At 68.1% G+C, this 21651-nt stretch carries 20 protein-coding genes; 5 read left to right on the forward strand and 15 right to left on the reverse strand.

Annotation, left to right across the window (positions count from 1 at the left end; translation table 11 throughout):
- Positions 1 to 682, reverse strand: a 682-nt coding sequence (locus ABT057_RS47725) for an AAA family ATPase (RefSeq protein ID WP_352351446.1), incomplete at its 3' end; no start/stop codon positions are given.
- A gap of 259 nt (positions 683 to 941) precedes the next feature.
- On the opposite strand from ABT057_RS47725, the gene ABT057_RS47730 reads away from it, so the two are divergent.
- Positions 942 to 1736, forward strand: coding sequence for a sigma-70 family RNA polymerase sigma factor (locus ABT057_RS47730; protein ID WP_352351448.1), 795 nt, complete (start codon positions 942 to 944; stop codon positions 1734 to 1736).
- A gap of 12 nt (positions 1737 to 1748) precedes the next feature.
- Here ABT057_RS47730 and ABT057_RS47735 read toward each other — a convergent pair whose 3' ends face one another.
- Positions 1749 to 2333 carry a hypothetical protein gene (locus ABT057_RS47735; RefSeq protein WP_352351450.1) on the reverse strand — a complete coding sequence of 195 codons (585 nt, stop codon included), beginning with the start codon at positions 2331 to 2333 and terminating at the stop codon, positions 1749 to 1751.
- Positions 2334 to 3005: 672 nt separating this feature from the next.
- On the opposite strand from ABT057_RS47735, the gene ABT057_RS47740 reads away from it, so the two are divergent.
- The gene (locus ABT057_RS47740) at positions 3006 to 3953 is read left to right on the forward strand and encodes an RNA polymerase sigma-70 factor (protein ID WP_352351452.1); all 948 of its coding nucleotides are present in this window, start codon (positions 3006 to 3008) and stop codon (positions 3951 to 3953) included.
- Positions 3954 to 3978: 25 nt separating this feature from the next.
- Positions 3979 to 4113, forward strand: a complete 135-nt coding sequence (locus ABT057_RS47745) for a hypothetical protein (protein WP_352351454.1) — start codon at positions 3979 to 3981, stop codon at positions 4111 to 4113.
- Positions 4114 to 4122: 9 nt separating this feature from the next.
- Here ABT057_RS47745 and ABT057_RS47750 read toward each other — a convergent pair whose 3' ends face one another.
- Positions 4123 to 5016 carry a sigma factor-like helix-turn-helix DNA-binding protein gene (locus ABT057_RS47750; protein WP_352351456.1) on the reverse strand — a complete coding sequence of 298 codons (894 nt, stop codon included), beginning with the start codon at positions 5014 to 5016 and terminating at the stop codon, positions 4123 to 4125.
- A 333-nt stretch (positions 5017 to 5349) separates the two neighbouring features.
- On the opposite strand from ABT057_RS47750, the gene ABT057_RS47755 reads away from it, so the two are divergent.
- Positions 5350 to 5616: a WhiB family transcriptional regulator gene (locus ABT057_RS47755; RefSeq protein WP_352351458.1), complete on the forward strand. Its 267-nt coding sequence runs from the start codon at positions 5350 to 5352 to the stop codon at positions 5614 to 5616.
- Positions 5617 to 5725: 109 nt separating this feature from the next.
- Here ABT057_RS47755 and ABT057_RS47760 read toward each other — a convergent pair whose 3' ends face one another.
- Positions 5726 to 6904, reverse strand: a complete 1179-nt coding sequence (locus tag ABT057_RS47760; protein ID WP_352351460.1) for a low temperature requirement protein A — start codon at positions 6902 to 6904, stop codon at positions 5726 to 5728.
- A 390-nt stretch (positions 6905 to 7294) separates the two neighbouring features.
- On the opposite strand from ABT057_RS47760, the gene qcrB reads away from it, so the two are divergent.
- Complete coding sequence (gene qcrB, locus ABT057_RS47765; RefSeq protein WP_352351462.1) at positions 7295 to 8956, forward strand: cytochrome bc1 complex cytochrome b subunit; 1662 nt, start codon at positions 7295 to 7297, stop codon at positions 8954 to 8956.
- 242 nt (positions 8957 to 9198) lie between these two features.
- On the opposite strand, the gene ABT057_RS47770 is transcribed toward qcrB, so the two are convergent.
- The 11 genes from ABT057_RS47770 to ABT057_RS47820 all read right to left on the reverse strand — a co-directional run.
- Positions 9199 to 9591, reverse strand: coding sequence for a hypothetical protein (locus ABT057_RS47770; protein ID WP_352351484.1), 393 nt, complete (start codon positions 9589 to 9591; stop codon positions 9199 to 9201).
- A 285-nt stretch (positions 9592 to 9876) separates the two neighbouring features.
- The gene (locus ABT057_RS47775) at positions 9877 to 10047 is read right to left on the reverse strand and encodes a hypothetical protein (RefSeq protein WP_352351464.1); all 171 of its coding nucleotides are present in this window, start codon (positions 10045 to 10047) and stop codon (positions 9877 to 9879) included.
- Positions 10048 to 10247: 200 nt separating this feature from the next.
- Positions 10248 to 10994 (reverse strand): SDR family oxidoreductase, encoded by a 747-nt coding sequence (locus tag ABT057_RS47780; protein WP_352351466.1) that lies wholly within the window; start codon positions 10992 to 10994, stop codon positions 10248 to 10250.
- A gap of 197 nt (positions 10995 to 11191) precedes the next feature.
- Positions 11192 to 12892 carry an FAD-binding protein gene (locus ABT057_RS47785; protein WP_352351468.1) on the reverse strand — a complete coding sequence of 567 codons (1701 nt, stop codon included), beginning with the start codon at positions 12890 to 12892 and terminating at the stop codon, positions 11192 to 11194.
- Between the two features lie 138 nt (positions 12893 to 13030).
- Positions 13031 to 13927, reverse strand: a complete 897-nt coding sequence (locus ABT057_RS47790) for an RNA polymerase sigma-70 factor (protein WP_352351470.1) — start codon at positions 13925 to 13927, stop codon at positions 13031 to 13033.
- A 124-nt stretch (positions 13928 to 14051) separates the two neighbouring features.
- On the reverse strand, positions 14052 to 15251 hold the full coding sequence (locus ABT057_RS47795) for an NAD(P)/FAD-dependent oxidoreductase (RefSeq protein ID WP_352351482.1): 1200 nt from the start codon (positions 15249 to 15251) through the stop codon (positions 14052 to 14054).
- Positions 15252 to 15511: 260 nt separating this feature from the next.
- Positions 15512 to 16372 carry a carotenoid biosynthesis protein gene (locus ABT057_RS47800; RefSeq protein WP_352351472.1) on the reverse strand — a complete coding sequence of 287 codons (861 nt, stop codon included), beginning with the start codon at positions 16370 to 16372 and terminating at the stop codon, positions 15512 to 15514.
- A gap of 651 nt (positions 16373 to 17023) precedes the next feature.
- Positions 17024 to 17446, reverse strand: a complete 423-nt coding sequence (locus ABT057_RS47805; protein ID WP_352351474.1) for an OsmC family protein — start codon at positions 17444 to 17446, stop codon at positions 17024 to 17026.
- A gap of 410 nt (positions 17447 to 17856) precedes the next feature.
- Positions 17857 to 18354, reverse strand: coding sequence for an Ohr family peroxiredoxin (locus ABT057_RS47810; protein ID WP_352351476.1), 498 nt, complete (start codon positions 18352 to 18354; stop codon positions 17857 to 17859).
- A 341-nt stretch (positions 18355 to 18695) separates the two neighbouring features.
- Entirely contained in the window at positions 18696 to 19445 is a 750-nt protein-coding gene (locus ABT057_RS47815; protein WP_352351478.1) for a class I SAM-dependent methyltransferase, read from the reverse strand.
- A gap of 344 nt (positions 19446 to 19789) precedes the next feature.
- A partial coding sequence (locus ABT057_RS47820) for a LuxR C-terminal-related transcriptional regulator (protein WP_352351480.1) occupies positions 19790 to 21651 on the reverse strand: 1862 nt, incomplete at its 5' end.

The raw sequence follows: 21651 nt of genomic DNA on the forward strand, positions 1-21651 counted from the left end.
GGTTGCCGCGTGTCTCGGCGACGATGCGGTCGCGTACCCGCTGGTCGAGCGGTCCGGTGACGACCGAGTCGAGGAGTGTTCGGGAGTCTCGCTCGCTCAGCCCCGTGACGGGCAGCTCGGGGAGGCCGGCGAGAATCTCGCGGACGCCGGGTTCGCGGACGGCGGGTTCGCGGACGGCGAAGACGAGCAGAATCGATTCCGCGAGCAGTCGGCGGGCGACGAACTCCAAAGTCTGTACCGACACACGATCCAGCCACTGGGCGTCGTCGACGAGGCAGACCAGCGGCTGGTTCCCGCCTGCGTCCGCGAGGAGGCTCAGGATGGCCAGGCCCACCAGGAACCGGTTGGGCACATCGCCGCCACGCAGCCCGAACGCCGTGCCAAGGGCATCGCGCTGCGGTTCCGGAAGACGGTCGAGGCCGGTGAGGAGAGGAGCGCAGAGCTGGTGGAGGCCGGCGTAGGAGAGCTCCATCTCGGACTGGACACCGGCGACCCTGACGATGTGGCATCCGGTGGCACGATCGAGGAGGTATCGCAACAGCTCGGTCTTCCCGATGCCTGCCTCACCGCGCAGCACCAGGGCCGCACTGCGCCCCGCCCTGGCACCCGCCACGAGATCGTCGAGGGCCTGGCACTCGTTCTGCCGCCCGAGGAGTCCAGCTCTTGAACCGCTCCTAGCCACGGCAGCTCCCTTGTCGGACCGCTTCAACCGGCATGGTAATCCGTCTCCGCACCACTGCCGCCTCGGTCCGACCGAGGCGGGCCGGATCGATCGCGGAGTCCTCGGACCGGCCCGGCTCCGGAAGCCCGGCCACGGGCCAACCACGGCACGACCACGAAGCCGCCCACGGCTTTGCAAGGGCGCGATCGGCTGCCCCCGGGCGCGATGTTCGTTGTCAGCAGCCATCAAGCCGCTGACCCACGGAGCACAGGAGCCAGTCGTGGACACACATCTGGTCGAAGCAAGGCAAGGTCGGGAGACGGCGGGTACGACGGCCACCCCGACGATCGGTGACCTGGACGACGCGACGTCGGTGTTCATCCGCGCCAGGCCCGGACTGCTCAAGATCGCCAACCGAATCGTCGGGAACGCGGCCGAGGCCGAAGACGTCATCCAGGAGGCTTGGCTTCGGTGGCAGGGCACGGATCGTACGGTCGTCTCGAACCCGCCGGCGCTGCTCAGGACGACGACTGTCCGGCTTGCGATCAACGTCGTACAGTCCGCCTGGAGACGCCGAGAATCCTGCGCCACTCCTTGGCTCCCGGAATTGCTGGACACCCGCGCGACTCCAGAGGCGGCGGCCGAGCGGCAGGACGCCGTCGAGCGAGCGGTTCTCCTGCTGATGGAAACACTGACGCCGAGGCAACGTGCCGCGTACGTCCTGCGGGAGGGTTTCGGCTACCCGCACAGCCGGATTTCCGAGATCCTGCGCCTCAGCGTCGCCAATACAAGGCAGCAGGTCACCCGTGCCCAGGACCGTCTGGCTCAGAACCGGCGCAGGCAGCTCATGGATTCGGTCGCGCATCGGAGGCTCGTTCAGGCGTTCCTGGTGGCAGCGCGGTCCGGCGACCTCACGCAGTTGGAAAGGGTCCTCTCCGCGGACGCCGACCGCCAATCGACCTGCGGGCCGATGTCGCACACCGCGTCGCCGATCACACCGATGTACGACGGTGCCGCGATCCGCCCGGCAGCGAACCCCCCTCTGCGATCCGGCCGCGGAGGGGGAGCGGCATGAGCGGGACGGCCCTCAGGAACGCCTGGCGCGGTAGAGGCCCCGCCCGGTCCGCTGGATACGGGAGGCGCCGACCAGGCGGTCGAGGGTGCTGCGGACGCCGTTGATGCTTCCGCTGTCGGTGTCACGGCCGAGAGCCGCGGCAACATCACGGGCCCGCACGTCGACGTCGCAGCCGGCGAAATACTCCATGATCTGCTCAGTGAGTTTGCCGTACCCCTTCCGCCCCTCAGCGTCGGCGTCGGCCGTGACAGGACCTTCCGCGCCCTTGCCTCGCTGCGGCTTCCTGGGCCGTACGGCCGCCTCCGCTGTCGTGTCCGCAGGCTCGGCGGAGGCCCGGTCGGTTTGAGGTTCGACGGTGGTCACGGTCCCGCCCCGCTGCGCATCTGCGGCACCGGCCGTACCCGTCACCGCAGCGTCCGGGTTGAGCATCAGGGCTTCGAAGGCGTTCAGGGCCCGCTGCACCGAGCTGAGATGCGCCACGACCGCGGCCAGTTCCCTTTCCAGCGCCTGCTTCTGGATCTGCAGGCGGGCCAGGTCCTCTTGAAGGCTCTCAGCGGTGATCTCAATGTTGTGCGCTGTGCGAGCTGCGGAGACCATGTGTTCCTCTCATCCTCAACCCTCGTGCCGCGCCCCGGCTCATGTTCGATACCACCCCGCCCGACCGCGGGAACGGGTTCCCCTGACATCATAGTTGCCACTGTTCGCGGCAGAAGCAACGAGCGTGAAGACATCTGGGTAGTCGGCGGGCAGCACGTTCCCTACCGTCGCGTCAGCAGGGTGCGGAACACAGTGTGAGATAGTGTTATCTTCGCCGATCCATAACGGGTGAATGCCGAAGCGTGTACGTGTTCGGCCCCGAGGGCCCGGCGACGTCCCTGACGGCGGGCGACTGCGGCATCCGCGGAAAACGGCCCGCCTGCCCTCGTGCCACGAGGGCGACACCTTCGTCGCGCACAACCCCGGTGATCACTGTGTCTGCCTGGGGCCGACTTCTCCGACGGCCGCCGGCAGCACCTGTCTGCTCCAGTTCTGTCACAGGAGTGCGCCCACCTCGGTCTATGAAGCAGATGCGATTGGAGCGGACGTGACTTTCAGTGACCACAGTTCTTGCAGTACCCGGACAAGCCATGCGGCGCCTTGTGTCCGGCAGCACCACGGCTTTCAAGAGAGCGTCCGGGGACCACTGGTCGGAGCCACCCGCAACCACGCGGCAACCGCGTGGTTGTGCCCCTAGACAGCCGCAACAGGAGGAACGGAGACCGCAGAATCATGGCTCTCGAACCGGCCCCCATGACAAGTGACCTTGAAGTGGCTGTTTCTGTCTTCGTGCAGCACCGGAGACGTCTCTTCGGAATCGCGTACCGCGTGCTCGGCAGTGCGGTCGAGGCTGAGGACGTGCTCCAGGAAGTGTGGCTGCGCTGGCAGAAGACCGACCGCTCCGCAGTGGTCAGCCCGGTGGCCTTCCTGTCGGCCACCACGACCCGCTTGGCCATCAACGTCGCACAATCGGCGCGTGTGCGCCGGGAAACCTACATCGGACCATGGCTGCCCGAGCCCGTCGACACGAGTTCCGACCCGGAGGTGGGCGCGCAGCGCGCAGAAGCCCTGGAGATGGCTCTGCTGCTGGTGTTGGAGAAGCTGAGCCCCACCGAGCGGGCCGCATACGTACTGCGCGAGGCGTTCGACTACGCCTATCCCGAGATCGCTGAGATCCTCCGACTCAGCCTCGTGAACGTACGGAAGATCGTCAGCCGTGCCCGTAAGCATCTGTCGGACGAGCAGCGCGAAAGCGTGGACACGACGGAGCACCGACGCCTTCTGAACGCCTTCGTCTCAGCAGCTCAAACGGGCGATGTGGCTTCACTGGAAGCCCTTCTCGCCCCCGATGCCGTCAGTCTGTCCGACGGCAACGGCATGCGGGCTTGCGCTCGTGTACCGGTGCTGGGCCGTGCGCGTGTGGCCAAACTGGCGACCTATCGGCGATTGTGGCCGGCCGCGGACGTCAGGTTGGTCGATGCCAACGGCAGTACGGGTGCGATGATCTACCGGGACGGCGAACCCGTCGCGTTGCTGCACATCGCCGTCTCGAAGGCAGGCATCCACCAGGTGATGTGGGTGTTCAACCCGAGCAAGATCGCCGCGTTCCTCGCTTCACGTTCCCGCTTCGCCGCCGCTTTCGGCCCCGGCGCCGGACGGTGCGTGACTGGGGCCGTGTGAGGCCCGTGCGGTGAACAGGCGCTTCATGCCCCCGGGGACCGGACAGCGGACGCCGGCCGGTCCGCCGAGCCGCCACCGGATGATCGGCCACCCGCTGCCGCCCCATGTCTTCGACAGCGCCTCTCCCAAGTGGTCAGGACCGGCCATCGTCCTGCTGTGACGCGCTCTGTCAGGAACTGGGGCCACCGGGGGTCGGGGGCTGGTTCCAGGATCGCAGTTTGTCGGGGTTGAGGATGACCCAGACTTGTGTGATGTGGTGGTCGGCGATGTCGAGGCTGATGACGGCGGCGACCTGGTGGTCGTAGCGGGCGACGAGGCCGGTGCGCCCGTTGACGGACTGCGCGGTCAGCGTGGTGCGGGGGCGGCGGGCCAGGAGTGTCAGCAGGCTGTGGGCGACCCGCCGGCTTCCGTGGACGGGCCTGGTCAGCGCCCTCACTTTGCCGCCGCCGTCGAAGAACGCCGTGATGTCCGGGCACAGAGTCGAGGCCAGGAGGTCGACGTCCTCGCTCAGGCAGGACTGGCGGAAGGCGTGGGCGAGGGCGTCGTGTTCTTCCGGTGTCGTGGGGAGTGAGCGCCGCATCCGAAGGCAGTGGCGGGCCCGGTCGGCGAGTTCGGCGCACTCCGGCTCGGTGCGTCCCACGATGTCGGCGACCGTATCGGGGGTCATCCCGAAGACGTCGTTGAGCACGAACGCCGCCCGCTCGTCCGGAGTCAGGGAGTCCAGCGCATTCAGCAGAACCCGACTCACCTCCTCCCCCAGACACGCCTGCGCTTCCTCGGCGTCGTCCGCCTGGATGAGCGAACCCCTCCCCGGGCCGGCCGCGCTCCGGTCGGGAAGGGCGAGGCGGCCCAGACAGATCCCGCCCGCGGTCTTCGCAAGCCACGACCGCGGCGCGGTGATCCCCAGGCGCGCCGCCTCCGGCAGCCCGTACCACCGACGGTAGGTCTCATCGACCACACGCTCCGCCGCACCGGGACTGCCCAGCATCCAGTAGGCGACATCCAGCAGAAACCGACGCTCGTCGAGCAACTCAGCGATCGGCACCACATCAGCATCGTCCATACCGCATCCTCCCTCTCCCGCGGCGGGGGCCACCTTGCACGCCCCCGAACCCGCTATGGGGGAGTGAGCAGTCGACGGCCAAGCCCTCGCGCACAACACCTCACGTGTTTCTCGGCTCAATCCGTTAGACCGGGCCCATGCAGATCTTGTGACATGAGCCCCCGTGATCCCGGCCGTGTGTCACACATGCGCTGGTTGTCCGGTCTCACCTGAGAGCCCACGGGCGCCTTTTCGCCGGGACGACAAAGGCCGTGATCGAAGTCCGGGGCCCTGCCGAACGACGAGCCTCTGGAGGTGTGTTTTCCCATGGCTGCTGAGCGAGGAGACCATGTCATGCACTGGCGTGAACGGGCAGCTTGCCTGTATGTGGAAGACCCTGATCTGTTCTTCCCGATAGGACACAGCGGGCCGACGCTTGATCAGATCGACGAGGCCAGGGCTGTTTGCGGCCGTTGCCCCGTCACGGAGCAGTGCCTCGACTGGGCCGTGCGGGTGGAGCAGGTGGAAGGCATCTGGGGCGGCACCACGGAGAGCGAACGCCGTGCGACAAGGCGACGTGAGGGTCGACAGACCAGGAGCACGGTCATCACGGCGGCGTGACAGCTCCGGCACCGCGGCCACCCCATCGGGCCCCGCCGCACTCACAGCCGTCATGGCGCGGATGTCGTCCCCTCCCGGACCTCGCACGGGTTGTCGGGACCGCCCGGTGTCAGGGCTGCCGGACAGCGTCACGCCCCGCCATGACGAGGATCGCGGTGATCAGGAGCGCTGCGATGATGCCGGTGCCGAGCACGGGCGCGGCCGTGTAGGTGGTGGCCAGGACGGCGAGGACCGCGGCCAGGTGGACGACGTCGGCCGGGGCCGAGGTCCGCGAGGTGTGGCGATGCAGGAGCCGGACCAGCGCGATGAACACGGCCACAGGCACCGTGTACGTGGCTGCGGCCTGCTGGTCGGTGAGGGCTCCGTGGCCTGCGGCACGGGAGACGTTGACGGCAAGACCCGCACCGATGGCGGCCGCGGAGGCGAAGAGGGCGTAGTGGCCGTAGCCCCACAACATCGCCGTGGTGAAGGTGGCGAGTCGGCGTGGCGCGTCCTGGTTGAAATACAGCCACCACAACGAGAAGACCGTGAGCAGGCCGCCCATCGCGAGGAGGGCGACCGTGCCGGAATCCACGTCGGCGTGCCATGCGGTTCGCACGGCACCGGAGGCGGCGGTGACGGACTCACCCAGCACGATGAGTGTGAACAGACCGTAGCGTTCGGCAATGTGATGCGGATGCCACGTGGTGTGGGCCGTGTGCTCGGCCCACACCGGGATGGCGAGTTCGACCACGGCGAGAACCATGAATGAGCCGACACCACCGTGGTCGTGCAGGGCGAAACGGTCCACCCAGCCGAACTCGACAACGACAATGCCGAAGGCGTAGCGCAGGCAGCAGCGCCGGCGTTCGGGATCCGAATGCGCCGCGCGCAGCCATTGACTTGCCATGGCCAGCCGCATGACGACATAGCCCCAGGTGATCACGGTGAAGTCGTCATGCTCGAGAGCCTGTGCCGCGCCGCCCGCCATCACGAGGGCACCCGCGATCTGGACGAGCGTAAGAAACCGGTACGGGACATCGTCGGTGTCATAGGCCGAGGCGAACCATGTGAAATTCATCCAGGCCCACCAGATCGCGAAGAACACGAGGGCATAGCCGAGGACGCCATGGCCTGTCCGGCCCTCGGAGAGCTCGTGTTCGAAGGCGGAGGCGAGCTGGGCGACGGCCGTGACGAAGCAGAGATCGAAGAACAGCTCCAGTGCGGTGGCGGTGCGGTGCTTCTCGTCGGAAAGACGAGCGAGCATCGGCCGGAACCAGGCAACTCCGGCGTACGGTGGCTGACTCATGGGGCGGGTCCCTGCGGTGCGGCGGAGAGAGAACGCGGCACGGACTGTGCCGGGGACCGGTGCTTCGGCAACGGCCGGTTCACAACAGTCGGCCCGAAGGAGACTACACCTGCCACGACGCACCGCACGATGTGTTCCACCACCGCACTGACACAGTGTGCCCAGGATGTGCCGCACACCATGTCTCCGGCGAGACGTGTCACAGCCGCGCGTGGTGCGCGGTCATATGGGTGGAAGCGGTCCATGAGCCTGCGGCGGCGACGGTCGACCCGCCGTTCCCGTGCCGACTCGGTCCGGATGCGGCGCACATCGTCCAGGACACGCCGTGAACGGCGCAGGCAGAGCCGGTCGTGACGGGCCCCGTGAACGATTAATGAATGGTGGTAGGGGATGGACGACGGGAGCCGGGAAAACGAAGCGCGGCGAGTGGCCGGGGGAGAAAGGGTCGCCGAGTGGGCCGGTGGACGCCTGGGGATCTCCACCCCACTCAGGGTGAAATGGCGAAGAGCTTTTCCGGACCATTGGTCGTTCATGCTGGGAGAGATCTGCCTCTACAGCTTCATCATCATCGTCGTCACGGGTGTGTATCTGACGTTCTACTTCCATCCGTCGATGAACGAAGTGGAGTACCAGGGCGGCTACGCGCCGTTGCGGGGGCAGTTGGTGTCGGAGGCGTTCAACTCGACCATGCACATCTCCTTCGACGTCCGTGGTGGCCTGCTGATCCGGCAGGCTCACCACTGGGCAGCGCTGGTCTTTGTCGCCGCCATGCTCGTCCACATGATGCGCGTGTTCTTCACAGGCGCCTTCCGCAAGCCTCGCGAACTCAACTGGGTGTTCGGATTTCTGCTGCTTGTCCTGGGAATGTTCGGAGGACTGACGGGATACGACCTTCCGGACGACCTTCTGTCCGGAACCGGACTCGCGGTCGTGAACGGAACGATCCTCTCCATCCCGATCCTCGGAACCTACCTGTCCATGTTTCTCTTCGGAGGCGAGTTCCCGGGAAACGATCTGGTTGCACGCTTCCACACGATCCACGTTCTGCTCATACCCGCCCTCATGGTGGGACTGCTTGTCGCTCACCTTCTCCTGGTTCTTCGGCACAAGCACACGCAGTATCCAGGTCCGGGACGGAGCAACAAGAATGTTGTGGGTCTGCCGCCCAAGGTGCGCGCCGTAAAGTCCGCAGGGTTTTTCTTCCTGGTCTCCGGCACCATCTTCGTCATGGCTTCGGTCGCCCAGATCAACCCTGTGTGGGTGTACGGCCCCTACCGTGCCGACCAGGTTTCGGCCGGCTCGCAGCCCGACTGGTACATGGGCGTGGCAGACGGGCTGCTGCGGGTCATGCCCGGCTGGGAAATCGACTTCTGGGGCCACACCCTGGCTCTGGACAACCTGATCCCGCTCACGGCGGGTGTCGGCCTCTTCCTCGCGATGGGCGCGTACCCGTTCATCGAAACCTGGGTGACCGATGACGACCGCGATCAGCACCTCCTCGACCGACCGCGCAACCGTCCGGTGCGAACGGCACTTGGTGTCGCATGGCTGAGTTCCTATCTGGTGGCCCTGATCGGCGCCGCGAACGACATCATCGCCATCCGCTTCCATGTGTCGGTCGAATCGGTGACCTGGGCGGTTCGCATCGGTCTCTTCGCCGTGCCTGTCACGGCCTATGCGGTGACCAAGCGGTGGGCACTCGGCCTCCAGCGCGGAGACCGCGACAAAGTGCTGCACGGCCGCGAGACCGGCATCATCGAGCGTTTGCCGCACGGCGAGTTCGTCGAGGTGCACGAGCCGCTCGGCCAGGAGCGACTGCACGCTCTCACACAGCACGAGCAATATCAGCCGATCAGTCCGGGCCCTTCGGGCGACGGGGGAAGCCGGGATGCCGGGTCCCGCCTTGCCCGGCACCTGCGTGCCAGGCTCAGCCGGGGCTTCTACGGCGAGGGAACGCAGATAGCCAAGCCGACCGCGCAGGAATACATGGAGATCACCAGTAACACCGACACCGACGCCGCTGCCCACGGGCCGCATACGAGGTGGAACTGACGAGGTGGCTGTGCGTGGACGCCTCCCACCTGGCCGTGGCCGGCGACTTCGTCGGCGGCGACATGACCGCGGCGCCGACCCTCATGGCCAAGCAGCGCCGTGACCTCGACAGGGCGGGGCGGCGACGGCCGCCGCGCCCGTTCGCCGTCTGCGACAGGGCGGCTCTCATCCAGTCCGACCAGGCTTCTTCGGGGCCCGGAGAGGGGCCCGGAGAGGTCCTCCGGGCCCCTTGGCCGGAACGGTCAGAGACAACGGCTCAGACGGTGACGGCCGAGGACATCCCGAAGGATCCGCTGCACCTCGACCTGGTCCGCCTCGACCTGGGCCCGACCCAGGGCCGCCCGATCGGGGTCACTGCCGGCCCGCTGGATCGCTGTGCGCATCGCGTGGGTCGTGTCGAAGGCCTCGTCCACAACGTAGTACAGCCACACCGGCTGGGAGTCGGCGGTGTGGAACCGCAGACCCACCAGCCACTTGTCGTGATTCGTCGGACGAGAGCCGGCGGGAACTCGCTCTTTTCCCGCGCGATCACATCGACTGCAATCGGAGGAGGCGGGCCCCGGCACCGTTTCGGCAGTGGGAATGCCGGCCGTGGATGCGCCCTGCGCAAGGTACCTGTCCGTCTGGAGCAGCATGCTGTTCTCATCTCCATTCCGACTCGGGCGATCCGTCGGAAGAGCGGCGTACCGTCCAGATGGGCCATGGGTGGGGCGATTTGCCCCATCACATATTTGACTGGATGGCACCCCGGTTTGTGACGCCGCCAACCGCCCTTTCCGTACCTCATGCGCCTTCCCCTTCGCGCTGACCGTGGCCTGCCGATGACACGAGCCGGGCATCGAATTCGATGCCCGGCTCGCGATCGGCCTGCCCTGCCGCTTCCGGGGGCCGTCACCGCCGGCTGTGCGGCGTGACGTCGCTCAAGCGTCAGGAAGTCGGCCCAGGGCGGCGGAGACGGCGCTCATCCGCTCGTCGAGGTCGACGAGTTCCCGGCGAAGCTCGTCGGCACGGGTTCGGAGCTCGGCGGCTTCAGCAGCCAGCGACACGACCGTGGCCGCTATGGCGACGCGGTTCTCGGTGGCTTGGGTCATCGTGAGTCCTTCTGCGGGGAACCCCGGGTGTGCCCGGTGAGAAACACTGCTGGAGCATGCGACGCGCCGGCTGGGCCCGATGGCGCGTACGACGGCAGGCGTCACCCGGTCCGGACGGCTTCCGTCCGGACCGGTCGTACAGCGGAGATGCCGGGAGTCGGCTTCACCTTGTCGTCGGCAAGGGCCACCACCCGCAGGGCCTACTGCTGCTGCGCGACCCAGTCGGCGAACCGGGTTTCGGCGATGCGCGCGTCCGGACCGGGCAGGAGCGTGGTCTCCTTCAACTCGGCACCGGAGTACGGGGCGTGCGGGTCCGTGACGACCGTACGGGGGTCGTTCTTGGCGGCGAGTGCCTTACGGAGGAGCTCGTCGAGCTGGAACTCGTCGGGGCCGGCGACCTCCACCACGCCGTTGACCGGGGCGCCGACCGCAGTGCGGCCGACCGCGGCGGCCACGTCGCCGGAGTAGATGGGCTGGATCTTGACAGGGGCCAGACGCACGGTGTCGCCCTCGGTCGACAGGTCCGCGATCCCCTTCATGAACTCGAAGAACTGGGTGGCGTGGACGATGGAGAAGGGGACGCCGGACGCCTTGATCAGCTCTTCCTGGGCCTGCTTGGCACGGAAGTAGCCGCTCTCCTGGAGGCGCTCGGTGCCGACCACGGACAGTGCCACGTGGTGCTTCACGCCGGCCTCGGCCTCCGCTTTCAGCAGGTTGGTCGTGGACGTGCGGAAGAAGTCCATGACGGCCTGGTCCTCGAAGGAGGGGGAGTTGGACACGTCGACCACGACCGACGCACCCTCCAGGACCTCGGCCAGCCCCTCGCCCGTCAGAGTGTTGACACCGGTGTTGGGCGCGGCCGCGACCGCCTCATGGCCGTGCTCGCTGAGCTTGCCGACCACCTTCGAGCCGATGAGCCCGGTTCCACCGATCACTACGACCTTCATAACGGATTCCCTTCGGAGGTTTCGTGGTGCGGCGTGCATCCTGCGATGAAATTCCCGCCGGCACCGAAAGAATTTGGTCTGCACTGTAAGAGACAGGGCAGCGGCACTACTTGTGACACGGGCTCGCGGGAATCGGGAAAATCATTCCCGGGTACGGCCATCAGGGGCCTGGTCGCACGAGACGGCACGGCCGTTCATCATTCGGCGAGCTTTCCATCGGTCGAGACCTCTTCCATCAGAGAGGAGATCTCGTCCGGGACGGCCGGAATGCTCTCGCGAGTGATACCGGTCGTCGGGGACCACACGAGATTGACCTGCAGGGCGGGGTCCAGGTCGGGGAAGTCGCTGCGGTTGTGACAGCCGCGGGTCTCGCGGCGCTCCAGCGCGGACTCGAGGGTGGCTCGGGCTGCCAGGGCGGCGGACTTGAGATCGAAGGCGTGTGCGAGGTCCTGGTAGCCGGCGATGTCCGGGTGGACGCCCACGTCCTCCATCCTCTTCTCGATGACCGTGAGCTCCGCCAGCCCGGCGCGCAGGCCCTCTTCGTCGCGTACGACTCCCGCGTGCTCGGTCATGGTATTGCGGATGGCGCGCTGCAGGGCGCGTACGTTCTCCGGTCCGTCGGCCGCGAGCAGGTCGTCGATCTCCGCGCGGGCCTGCGCGATCGCCGACGCCGACCGGGGCTGTGCGGTCAGGGACTGTGAGTAGGCGGCAGCCGCCTGTCCCGTGATGCGGCCGAAGACCAGCAGCTCGATGAGACTGTTCCCGCCGAGGCGGTTGGCGCCGTGCAGCCCGCTCGACGCCTCCCCGATGGCGTACAGGCCACGCACATCGGTGCTGTGGTCCTCCGGGCGCACCCACACCCCGCCCATCGAGTAGTGCGCGGTGGGCGCGATCTCGATCGGTTCGCGGGTGATGTCCAGCATCTGCAGGTCCAGCAGAGTCTGGTAGACGCGGGGGAGCCGCGTCATGATCGTCTGCCGGGGCAGGTGGGAGACGTCGAGCCACACGCCTCCCTTGGGGGTCCCGCGCCCTTCCTTGATCTCCGTGTACGAGGCAAGGGCCACACGGTCGCGGGTGGACAGTTCCATCCGGGCAGGGTCGTAGCGGCTCATGAACCGTTCCCCGAGCGCGTTGCGCAGGATCCCGCCCTCACCCCGGGCGGCCTCACTGACCAGGGTTCCGGCCGCGTTCTCCGGCTCGATGATCCCGGACGGATGGAACTGCACCAGCTCGGCGTCGCGCAGGCGGGCTCCGGCTTCCACGGCGAGGCGGAAGGAGTCGCCGGTGTTCTCGTCGCGCCGTGAGGACGTGCGCCGCCAGATGCGGGTGTGGCCACCCGCGGCGAGGATGACGGCGTCGGCGTGGATCAGGTAGCGCCTTCCGTGCGTGAGGTCGAAGCCGTAGGCACCGAAAACGGCGCCGTCGTGCACCAGAAGCCGGGTGATGTAGACGCCGTCGAGGACAGGGATGTCGAGTTGGTCCGCGCGTCGGATGAGCGTGCGCTGGATCTCCAGGCCCGTGTAATCACCGGCGAAGGCCGTCCGCCGGAACTTGTGCGCGCCGAAGAAGCGCTGGGAGATGCGGCCGTCCTCCTCCCTGGCGAAGGCCATGCCGTAGCGTTCCAGGTCGTCGATGCCTCGGGCGGCACCCTGGGTGACGATCTCGGCTGTGCGAGGGTCGGCCAGCAGATAGCTCTCCTTGAGAGTGTCGGCCGCGTGCTGCTGCCAGGTGTCCTCGGGATCCATGGTGGCCAGGGCCGCGTTGATTCCTCCCGCAGCAAGCGCCGTATGGGCGTCCTCCTTGGGGCGTTTGCCGACCGCGAGGACGTCGATGCCTGCTTCAGCCAGTTCGATTGCCGCTCGCAGGCCGGCTCCTCCGGTGCCGATCACCAGCACCATGGTGGAAAGATGTTGTTCGGTGAGAGCCACCGTTCGCTCCGATCGCCTGGGGTGTCACTCAGTACGACCAGGTCCTCGCCGCATCTGTGACACATCGTGTCGCCGACGCCCCCGTGCTCGTTCGCCGCGAGGAGACGGTCAGCGGGAGGTGAGGGGGGTTTCGGACTCAACGCGGGTGAGCTTTTCGGGGTTGCGGACGTAGTAGAGGCCCGTGACCCGGGCGTTCTCCACGCGGAAGGCCAGCACACCGTCGATCACGCCGTCCACACGCAGGATGAGTCCGGGGTTGCCGTTGACCGTCGTGGGCTCACCGGTGAAGGCGCCGCCGGCCTTTTCGACGCTGCCGGCCATGTACCGGAGCACCTTGTCGGCGCCGACGACCGGCCGCAAGGCCGCCAGCTTGAAGCCGCCGCCGTCGCTGACGAAAACAACATCCGGGGCGAGTACGTCGAGCAGCCCGTGCAGGTCCCCGGTCTCGAGCGCGGACTGGAACGAGTTCAACGCTGCCCGGGTTTCCTCCGGGGAGACCGGTGTGCGCGGCCGGCGGGCGTCGACGTGCCGGCGGGCGCGGTAGGCGATCTGACGTGTGGCGGCGGGGCTCTTGTCGATCGCGGCCGCGATGTCGTCATAGTCGATGTCGAAGACCTCGTGCAGCACGAAGACGGCGCGTTCGGTCGGTGAGAGGGCTTCGAGGATGAACATGAGTGCCAGCGACAGGTTTTCGGACAGTTCGACGTCCTCGGCCACGTCCGGCGCGGTGAGCAGGGGCTCGGGCAGCCAGGGGCCGACGTAGGCCTCCTTGCGCCGTTTGAGGGTGCGTAGCCGGTTGAGTGCTTGCCGGGTCGTGATCCGTACGAGGAAGGCGCGCTGGTCCCGTACCTGCTCCAGGTCGACCTTGACCCACCGCAGCCAGGCCTCCTGGAGGACGTCCTCGGCGTCCGCCGCCGATCCGAGCATCTCGTACGCGACGGTGAACAGCAGGTCGCGGTGGGCGACGAAGGCCTCGGTCGCAGGGTCGGTGACGTGGTCGTTCATATCGTGCGCTGGGCTCTCTCATGGTTGGCCGGCCACGGACACGAGGCCGCTGCGTCGGGTGCTTGTCACTCCGGCTCGGTCCTTCCTGGACCGGTCGGCCCGGCCCAAGAAGGGGACTTGGCGGCTAGGCCGCGCGTCGGGCGTCGGGTGGCGTCGTGGGGTGTTCCGGCCGGGGCGTTTCCAGGCGGTCGGTGCTGTCGCCGTGGGATGCGCGGGAACTGGCCTTGCGCGCCCCGGACACCAACTTGTTGAGGGTGAACCGGCAGGCGATCTCCTTGACGCCGGCACCGGGCCGCCCGCTGATGCGGAGCGCGTTCACCTTGTCGTTCGGGTAGGAGAACTGAGTGACGCCCTCCAGCCGTCCGAGGCTGAGGCACTGCCCGGCGAAGAACATCCGGACGGGAGCGGCTTTCTTCCCCGCGATCCGGCGCAGGATCGTGGCGGCGGCCGCCGGGCCCAGCTGCACGGCGGCCTGGCAGCTCATCCGGAACGGCAGGTCCGGCATCACCGCCGCGTCCCCAGCGGCGACGATGCGCTCGTCGTCCACACTGGTCAGCGTCGTGTCGGTGACCAGGCGGCCTTCGGTGTCGGTGCGCAGCCCGCTGCGGGCGGCAAGGTCCGGGACACGGAATCCCGCGGTCCAGATCGTCACCGCGCTGGGCAGCTCGCGGCCGTCGTCGAGCCGTACGCCGTCGCGTGTCACTTCCGTCACCTGCGCACCGGGGCCTTCGAGAACGGTCACACCCAGCCCGGCGAGCCGGCGGGCGACCGGGCGGCGGACTCGGGCATGCAGGGAGGGGCCGAGCACCCTGCCGCAGACCAGGGTGACCCTGCGGCCCGCCTCCGCCAGCTCGGCGGCCGTCTCCAGGCCGGTCGGGCCGGCCCCGATCACGGTCACCGGAGCCGACGCGGGCGTCGCATCCAGCACCGACCGCAGCCCTTCCGCCCCCTCGAGGTCCGACACCGAATGAGCGAACTCCGCCGCTCCGGGCACGTCGGGGGCGGAGGCGCCGCTGCCGACCGCGTAGACGAGGTAGTCGTACGAGACCGTGCCACCGCCCGCCAGCGACACCTGGCGCTCGGCTGCGTCGATCCGGGTGGCGGTGTCGACCACCAGCCGGACCTTCCCGCCCATGACCTTCCCGAAGCCCTCGACCGCGTCATCGGAGCCGGTCACGAGCTGGTGCAGGCGGATCCGCTCGACGAACTCGGGACGCGGATTGACCACGGTCACCGACACGCCATCGCGCCGAGCCAGGCTGTTGGCCGCCGTCACACCACCGTACCCGCCGCCGACGACGACTACCTCGACGTTCCCGTTCATCATGTCTCCCTGGTATTTATGAACTCGGCATCAAGACACCGGCCACGCATCCGGCATAACAGCCCACGGATGAGACGTAGCGCACATCGGAAGCGGCCGGAAACGCCGCCCCTTCGCCGCGAGTGGCGTACGCGGCCGAGGAGTCTCGCGGTGGCGGACGAGCGGGGCCGAGCCCGGGAAAGGGACTCACCGCATTCGCCGGAGAACACCGCGCACGGCCGCCGGAAAGCCGACCGGCGGCTGTTCCGCGTCGGTCGGAATCAGCGTCGCAGGGCCAGATCGTCGCGAGCCAGCTTGACCGCGGCAAGAAACGCGGCGAACACCATGCCGAACAGATTGATCGTCATCATTGTCTCGTTGATCGCATGCCCGCTCCAGCTGACCGAGGCCCCATCCTCGACGATGTCACCGGAGGCGCCGATGAAGTAGGGAACCGAGCTCAGCCCCAGCGCCCCGTAGAAGAGCACGTTCTGCGCCAATACCCCCCGCCCCTCGGTCCGCACCGACGACGGCTGACGCTTCACCAAATGCAGCGCGTAGATCTGGAAGAAGACATAAGTGACAAACCACCAGCCCAAGTAGTTGGTGTACGGCACCCCGAACACCCCGCCCCCACGTTCCCAGACCCAGATCCGCTTCACGGTGGAGGCGATCGAGTCGTTGCCGAGGTCGAACATGGTCATCAGCGCCGCGGCCAGCATCGGCAGCGCCACCACCTCGACCCGGCCGGCGACCGACCCGGACGAGGCGCCCAGACGGCTGTCCGCCTCGTCGAGCAAGGTGTTGGCCACCTGCCAGCAGATGTAGCCCAGACCGAAATAGATCGGTCCGATGTAGACGGGCACATGAATGAGCTGCGGATGGCCCGAGTAGTGGTAGTGGCCGAACGGGAACCCGGTGGAAATGCTGAGGTTCTCGAAGAAGTTGCTCACCACCAAGGTCTCGATCAGAAAGAACAGCAGCGTCCGCCACCCGTACCTCCGCACCCCGTGGATCAGCGCGAACGGGACCGACAGCAGCAGAATCGGCAGCGTGACCGCTGTCCCGGCCAGCGGTAGGGTGACGCCCACGAGAGCGGCGGCGGCTGCCGGCAGCCAGAGGACGCGGTTCCATGCGTTCATTTTTGATTCTCCTGTGATGGTGAGTTCAGCTGCCGCTGCCCCCTCCGCAGCCGCCGAAGAAGCCAAGTGCCGAGCAGGACGTGCGGAAGGACGGCGCCGAACAAGTACGGCGACCTCTGCCGGTGGAGTCCGCGGGTTCAGGTGCGTCGGGGACGGCACGGCGGTACCCGGTGAACACCCGGGACGCCCAAACGCTGATGGGAATGGCGGCCGTAGAGCTCCAGCAGCCCCCACCACCACGAGCAGTTGCCAGGCCGGCATGCGGGCGCCCGCACCCGGGCCGGGTCCGTGCCCGGACCGGGGTCGGCGTCCGGTGCGACCTCGGTGAACAGCGGCTTCTCTGCTCGACGCGCTTCACCAGAGCCTGGGCCGAGACTCGGTCTGGTTCTCAGCCGCCGTCCCCGGCGCCGTCGCCCCGATGCGTGCCGGCGGCCCCCGAAGCCCTCGACGTGTCATCGGAACCGGTCAGAAGCCAGTGCAGACAGATCTGTTCGACGAACCCGGAACACGGATCGACCACGGTCACCGACACACCATCGCGCCGAGCCGTCGTGGACTCGGCATCAAGACACCAGCCACCCCTCTGTCACCCCCACCTCCGGCTCACACCAGCCCCACTGACCAGCGCATTTCAAGATGGCAACGTCTGGGTCATTCCGGCACTGCCCGGCTGTAAGGCGCTCGGGGCCTCGCCACCACAGTGGGCACGGTGACGACCGTGACCCCGCCGGTCAAAAGACGGTGCACAGGACAGCGCCCGGCAACCGCCAGCAGTTGCTTGATGTGGGCAGGCTCCAGATCGCCGGTCAGCCGGATGTTCTTGGCGATCTGTCCTTGTGGATCGAAGCGCACCGCCACATCGACCTGGTGGAGCTGCCAGCCGTGCCTGTCCGCGAACGCCCGGACGGTCATGGAGGTACACGCCCCGAGCGCGGCCAGAAGCAGTTCTCCGGGTGTGGGCCCCGTATCGGTGCCGATGGGCTGGGGTTCGTCCGCAGCCAGCGCATGAGGGCCGATCGCGATGGAGCGGGCGAGACGCGGGCCTTCACTTACGGACACGATGCGTGCGTTCATCAGTCTTCCTCTCGGGTGAGGCGGACCACTGTGAGGTCACTGCTAAGACAGGAAGGCTCGCGCTCGTGTGACACGTTTCGACGACGGTCGATGGCCGGGACTGTCACACAGTGCACTGCTGCCTGGTCGAACAGGAGGGTGTCCTGGGAAGAGCCGTCGTGTGCCGGAACGCGGCACACGACGGCTACACGGTTGAGGACAGCCGGGGCCGGCGGCTAGGGCGTGTTTCGAAAGTCCCGCCTGCCTGGCGGCGTCTGGTACGCACTCCCCCAGAGGGGGGACCCCCAGCCGCGTTGTCGGGCGCGCCCCGATACATCCAGTATCGGGGCGACCCTCCGCCTTGCGATCGCACGCGCCAGACGCCGCCAGGCCTGCCCTTCGGGCAGACGACGCTACTTTCGAAACACGCCCTAGGAGGCCAGCGTGATGGTCGTCGGCGTTCCCTGATCGGCCATCCTCGCGTAAGGGCACAGCGAATCGGCCTTCTCCAGGAGCGGGGCCGCGATCTCAGGATCGATACCAGGCCACTTGACCACCAGGTCGACGCGCAGCAGGTAGCCGCCGTCTCCCGGGTCACGCCCGAACGCCACGGTTGCCTCCACTGAGATCGTGGCGACCTCGAGCGCGGCCTGTCGTGCCACCAGGCTCAGCGCCCCATGGAAGCAGGCGGCGAAGGCGGCCGCGAACAGTTGCTCCGGGTTCGTCCCCTGGCCGTCTCCCCCCAGTTCGGCGGGCGTGCGCAGGTCGAGATCCAGGACTCCGTCGGCCGAGCGTGCTCTTCCCGAGGCCCGCCCGTGACTCACTGTCCCACCGCTCACCGTCACCGTCGTGGTGTAGAGGGGTGCGAAGAACTCCCCGTCGAAGTCCTTGTCGGTGGACAGATTGGGCAGTCGGATCTGCTCGGTCACCGCATGGCTCCCTCAACGCTGCCGTACACGGCCGGGCACGGAGCCGGCGTCGATACGGGGGGTCGGCTGTCCGTCGGCGTCGGCATGTCACACCGACACGCCACGCGAGACGCCGGGCCGTGGGCAGAGCCAATCGAACCGACCAGGCTAAATGGCACGTCTTGTCCACCTTCATGTCGTGGGCGACGCCCCGGGTTCCGGGACAGTCAGTTGACCGGCAAGTCACTCCTGATGTGACACGGCAGGATCCCGGGAGTCCCGACGTGGCTGTTTCCCACCCGGCCTGGAACGCCGAGAGCCGATCGTCCAGCCGTGACGGCTCTGTGTCTCTCAGACGCCTGTCATCGCCGCCCGAGCCGCACCGCCAGCACGGAAGCATCGGCCCGCTCGGGCAGCGGGGAGAACCCGCACTCCTCCAGTTCCCCGATCACCTTCGTACGGGAGGCCGGCCACATCCAGAACGTTTCGTTGTGCTGTCGCAGCACACCGCCTTCACCCCGTACCCAGTACTCGAAACGTGTCCGAATCCGGTTCACGTCGGCCGACGCCACCATGCGTCCTCCGTACTCGTACCGGCCGACCCTCTGGGTCGGGAAGACATGCGTGGTCTCGTGATGTGGGAGGCGGGCAGGCGGCAACTGGATGAGCAGCACACCTCCTGCCACGAGTGCCTCGGCGATGGCCGGCCACAGGGTCTGCCGCGAAGCCGGGTGAAGACAGGCGATCGTGTTGTGGCATACGGCCACATCGGCCACCTCGTGCAGGCCGACCACATCGAGCGGGTGGGGGTACACGGTGACCCGCATTCTCAGGTTGGCGTCCAGGGATGTGAGACGCGTCATCAGAGGGGAACGCATGGAACGGGTGGGCTCGACTGCGTGCACGGGGACCTGCGACTCCATGAGGCTCATCAGCGTGACACGCCCCGTTCCGGCTCCGACATCCAGTACACCGACACGGGCTTTCCTGACATCGTCCCTGTACAGCCGGCGTACGCGCGCCTCGTCCCGCTCGGCCTGCAGGACGTCGTAGAACTCGGCACTGATCGCGTAGGCGTCCTGCTGTTCCCGGCCGAGAGGGTCAACGGACACATCTGATGGTGAAGCGTGCATGTCCAGCAAGACAAACCATGCGACTCGTGTGTGACAGTGACGCCGCAGTCGTGCGGGATGGGGACGGTCTCGACGCGTACCGCCCGACCGAGGGACGCAGGTCCGAGCCGTACTTCCTGCGCTGCCTCGGACGCGGGGAGACCAGTGAGGAAGCACTACTAGTGCCCCGACAGGCAACGTTCGCCCCGTCGCGACGCCCGGCACGTACTCCCGCCGCACCGGCCGAAAGCCCAAGTACGTCCAGTACGAGGGCTTCCGGCCGGCACGCCGAGAGCACGCACCGGACGCCGCTCCTTGACGGGCGAACGTTGCCTGCCGGGGCACTAGGCAGACGTCGCCTCGCCTTCGAGCCGCATGACGCGGATCTCCTTGCGGGAGGAGATGCCGAGCTTCGAGAACACCTTGCGCAGGTGCCATTCGACGGTGTGGGGGCTGAGGAACAACTGGACGCCGATCTCGGGGTTCGTGAGCCCTTCGCCGGCCAGACGGGCGATCTGCGCTTCCTGGGGGGTGAGTGCCGTGGACGTTGCGACGGTACGTTTGCGAACCTTCGCTCCCGTGGCCTGCAGCTCGATTCGCGCGCGTTCGGCGAACGCCTCGGCCCCGATCTGGCCGAACATTGCGTGTGCGACGCCCAGTTGGGCACGGGCGTCGACCCGGCGGTTCTCGCGGCGCAGCCATTCGCCGTACGAGAGCTGCGCGCGGGCGAGTTCCACGCGGACCCGGGTGCGGCCGAGCCGCTCGATCGCCTCCCGGTAGAGATGCTCCGCGGCGTCGCCCTCGCTCAGGAGTGCCCGCGAGCGTGCTTCCAAGCCCAGTGCCCAGTCTGTGCCACTGGCTTGTGCCGTCTCCGAGAGCTGTTCGAGCGCGTCGGTCGCCAGCTCGGGGGAACCGCTGCGCGCGGCCGCCTCGACCAGCTCGACCAAGCCCCATCGCGGCGAGGCGAACTCCCACTGGTGGGCGGCTGCTTCCTGGGCCGCAGCCAGCGCTTCCGGGTATTGGCCGAGGCCGTTGCAGAGCACCGCGTGGTAGCAGTGTGTGACGGTCACGGCGGCCCCCTGGCCACGCGGCACGGCCTCGGTCATTATCGCGTCGATCAGTGTGCGGGCCTCGCGCTCGCGACCACGCCAGGCGGCCAGGCCCAGCGGCATGACCCGCGCCGGGGTGCTCCCGGTCGCCGCGCACACCGTTCCGACCTCCTCGATCAGCGACGCGGCCGCCGTCAGCTCCCCGGCGAGGAGGTGCATGTGTGCGCGGAATTCGAGCACATCGGGCAGCATGCTGAGCACCCCGGCCTCGCGGGTGATCGTCACGTGGCGGGTTGCGACCAGGTGCCCCCGTTCGTCGTCCCACAGGTCCGAAGCAAGAACCGCTGCAAGCCAGAGCCAGCGCAGCGCGTCCTGAACGGGTACCTCCTGGTTGCAGAACGCTTCGAGGACTTGCTCCATCATCGGTGCCGCGGCCGAGTAGCCGTCGGTGAGACGCACGGCAAGGGCGTCCAGCAGCATGTCGGGCACCCGCGGGAGCTGCGGCTTCGGCGCGCCGCGGGCAGCCCTGCCCACCTCCGGCAGGCCTGGGCCGCGCGCCAGGCGGCCGGAGAATATCGCCGCCGCGATGGCGTCCAAGTAGGTCTCACGGGCCAGTGCGACGTCGAGCCGCCCGAAGCGGCGAGCGGCGGCGAGCAGCAGCGGGGGAGCCTCACTGCCGCGGTTCTGGGCGAACGCGATCTGGGCATGCAGCACGTCGATCCGCGCGCGCCCGAGCTCGTCGAGGGGGCCGGCCTCCGCTGTGGCAAGGAGAGCAGCCGCCGGCTCGAACGCCCCGGCGTGGAGCTTGGCCTGTGCGGCGTCCACCGCGCGCTGCGCACGTCGGGCAGGATCCTGCGTCAGCGTGGCCGCGTGCTGGAGGAACGCTGCCGCCGCCGCGATGCCGCCGCGCGCCTGCGCCCGGTCCGCGGAGCGCTCCAGCTCGGCGGCCACCGTCTCGTCGGGTCCCGAGGCCGCTGCGGCCAGGTGCCAGGCCCGTCGATCGGGATCGAGCCGAGCGTCGGTCGCGTCGGCCAGCGCCTGGTGCGCCTTTCGGCGGTCGTCCGGGCCCGCCGCGCGATAGGCCGCCGAGCGCACCAGTGGGTGCCGGAACCGCACGCGGGTGCCGAGTGTGATCAGCTCCGCCACGTCGGGGTGCG

It is taken from the genome of Streptomyces sp. NPDC002588, assembly GCF_040295925.1.
In the GTDB taxonomy this organism is placed as follows: domain Bacteria; phylum Actinomycetota; class Actinomycetes; order Streptomycetales; family Streptomycetaceae; genus Streptomyces.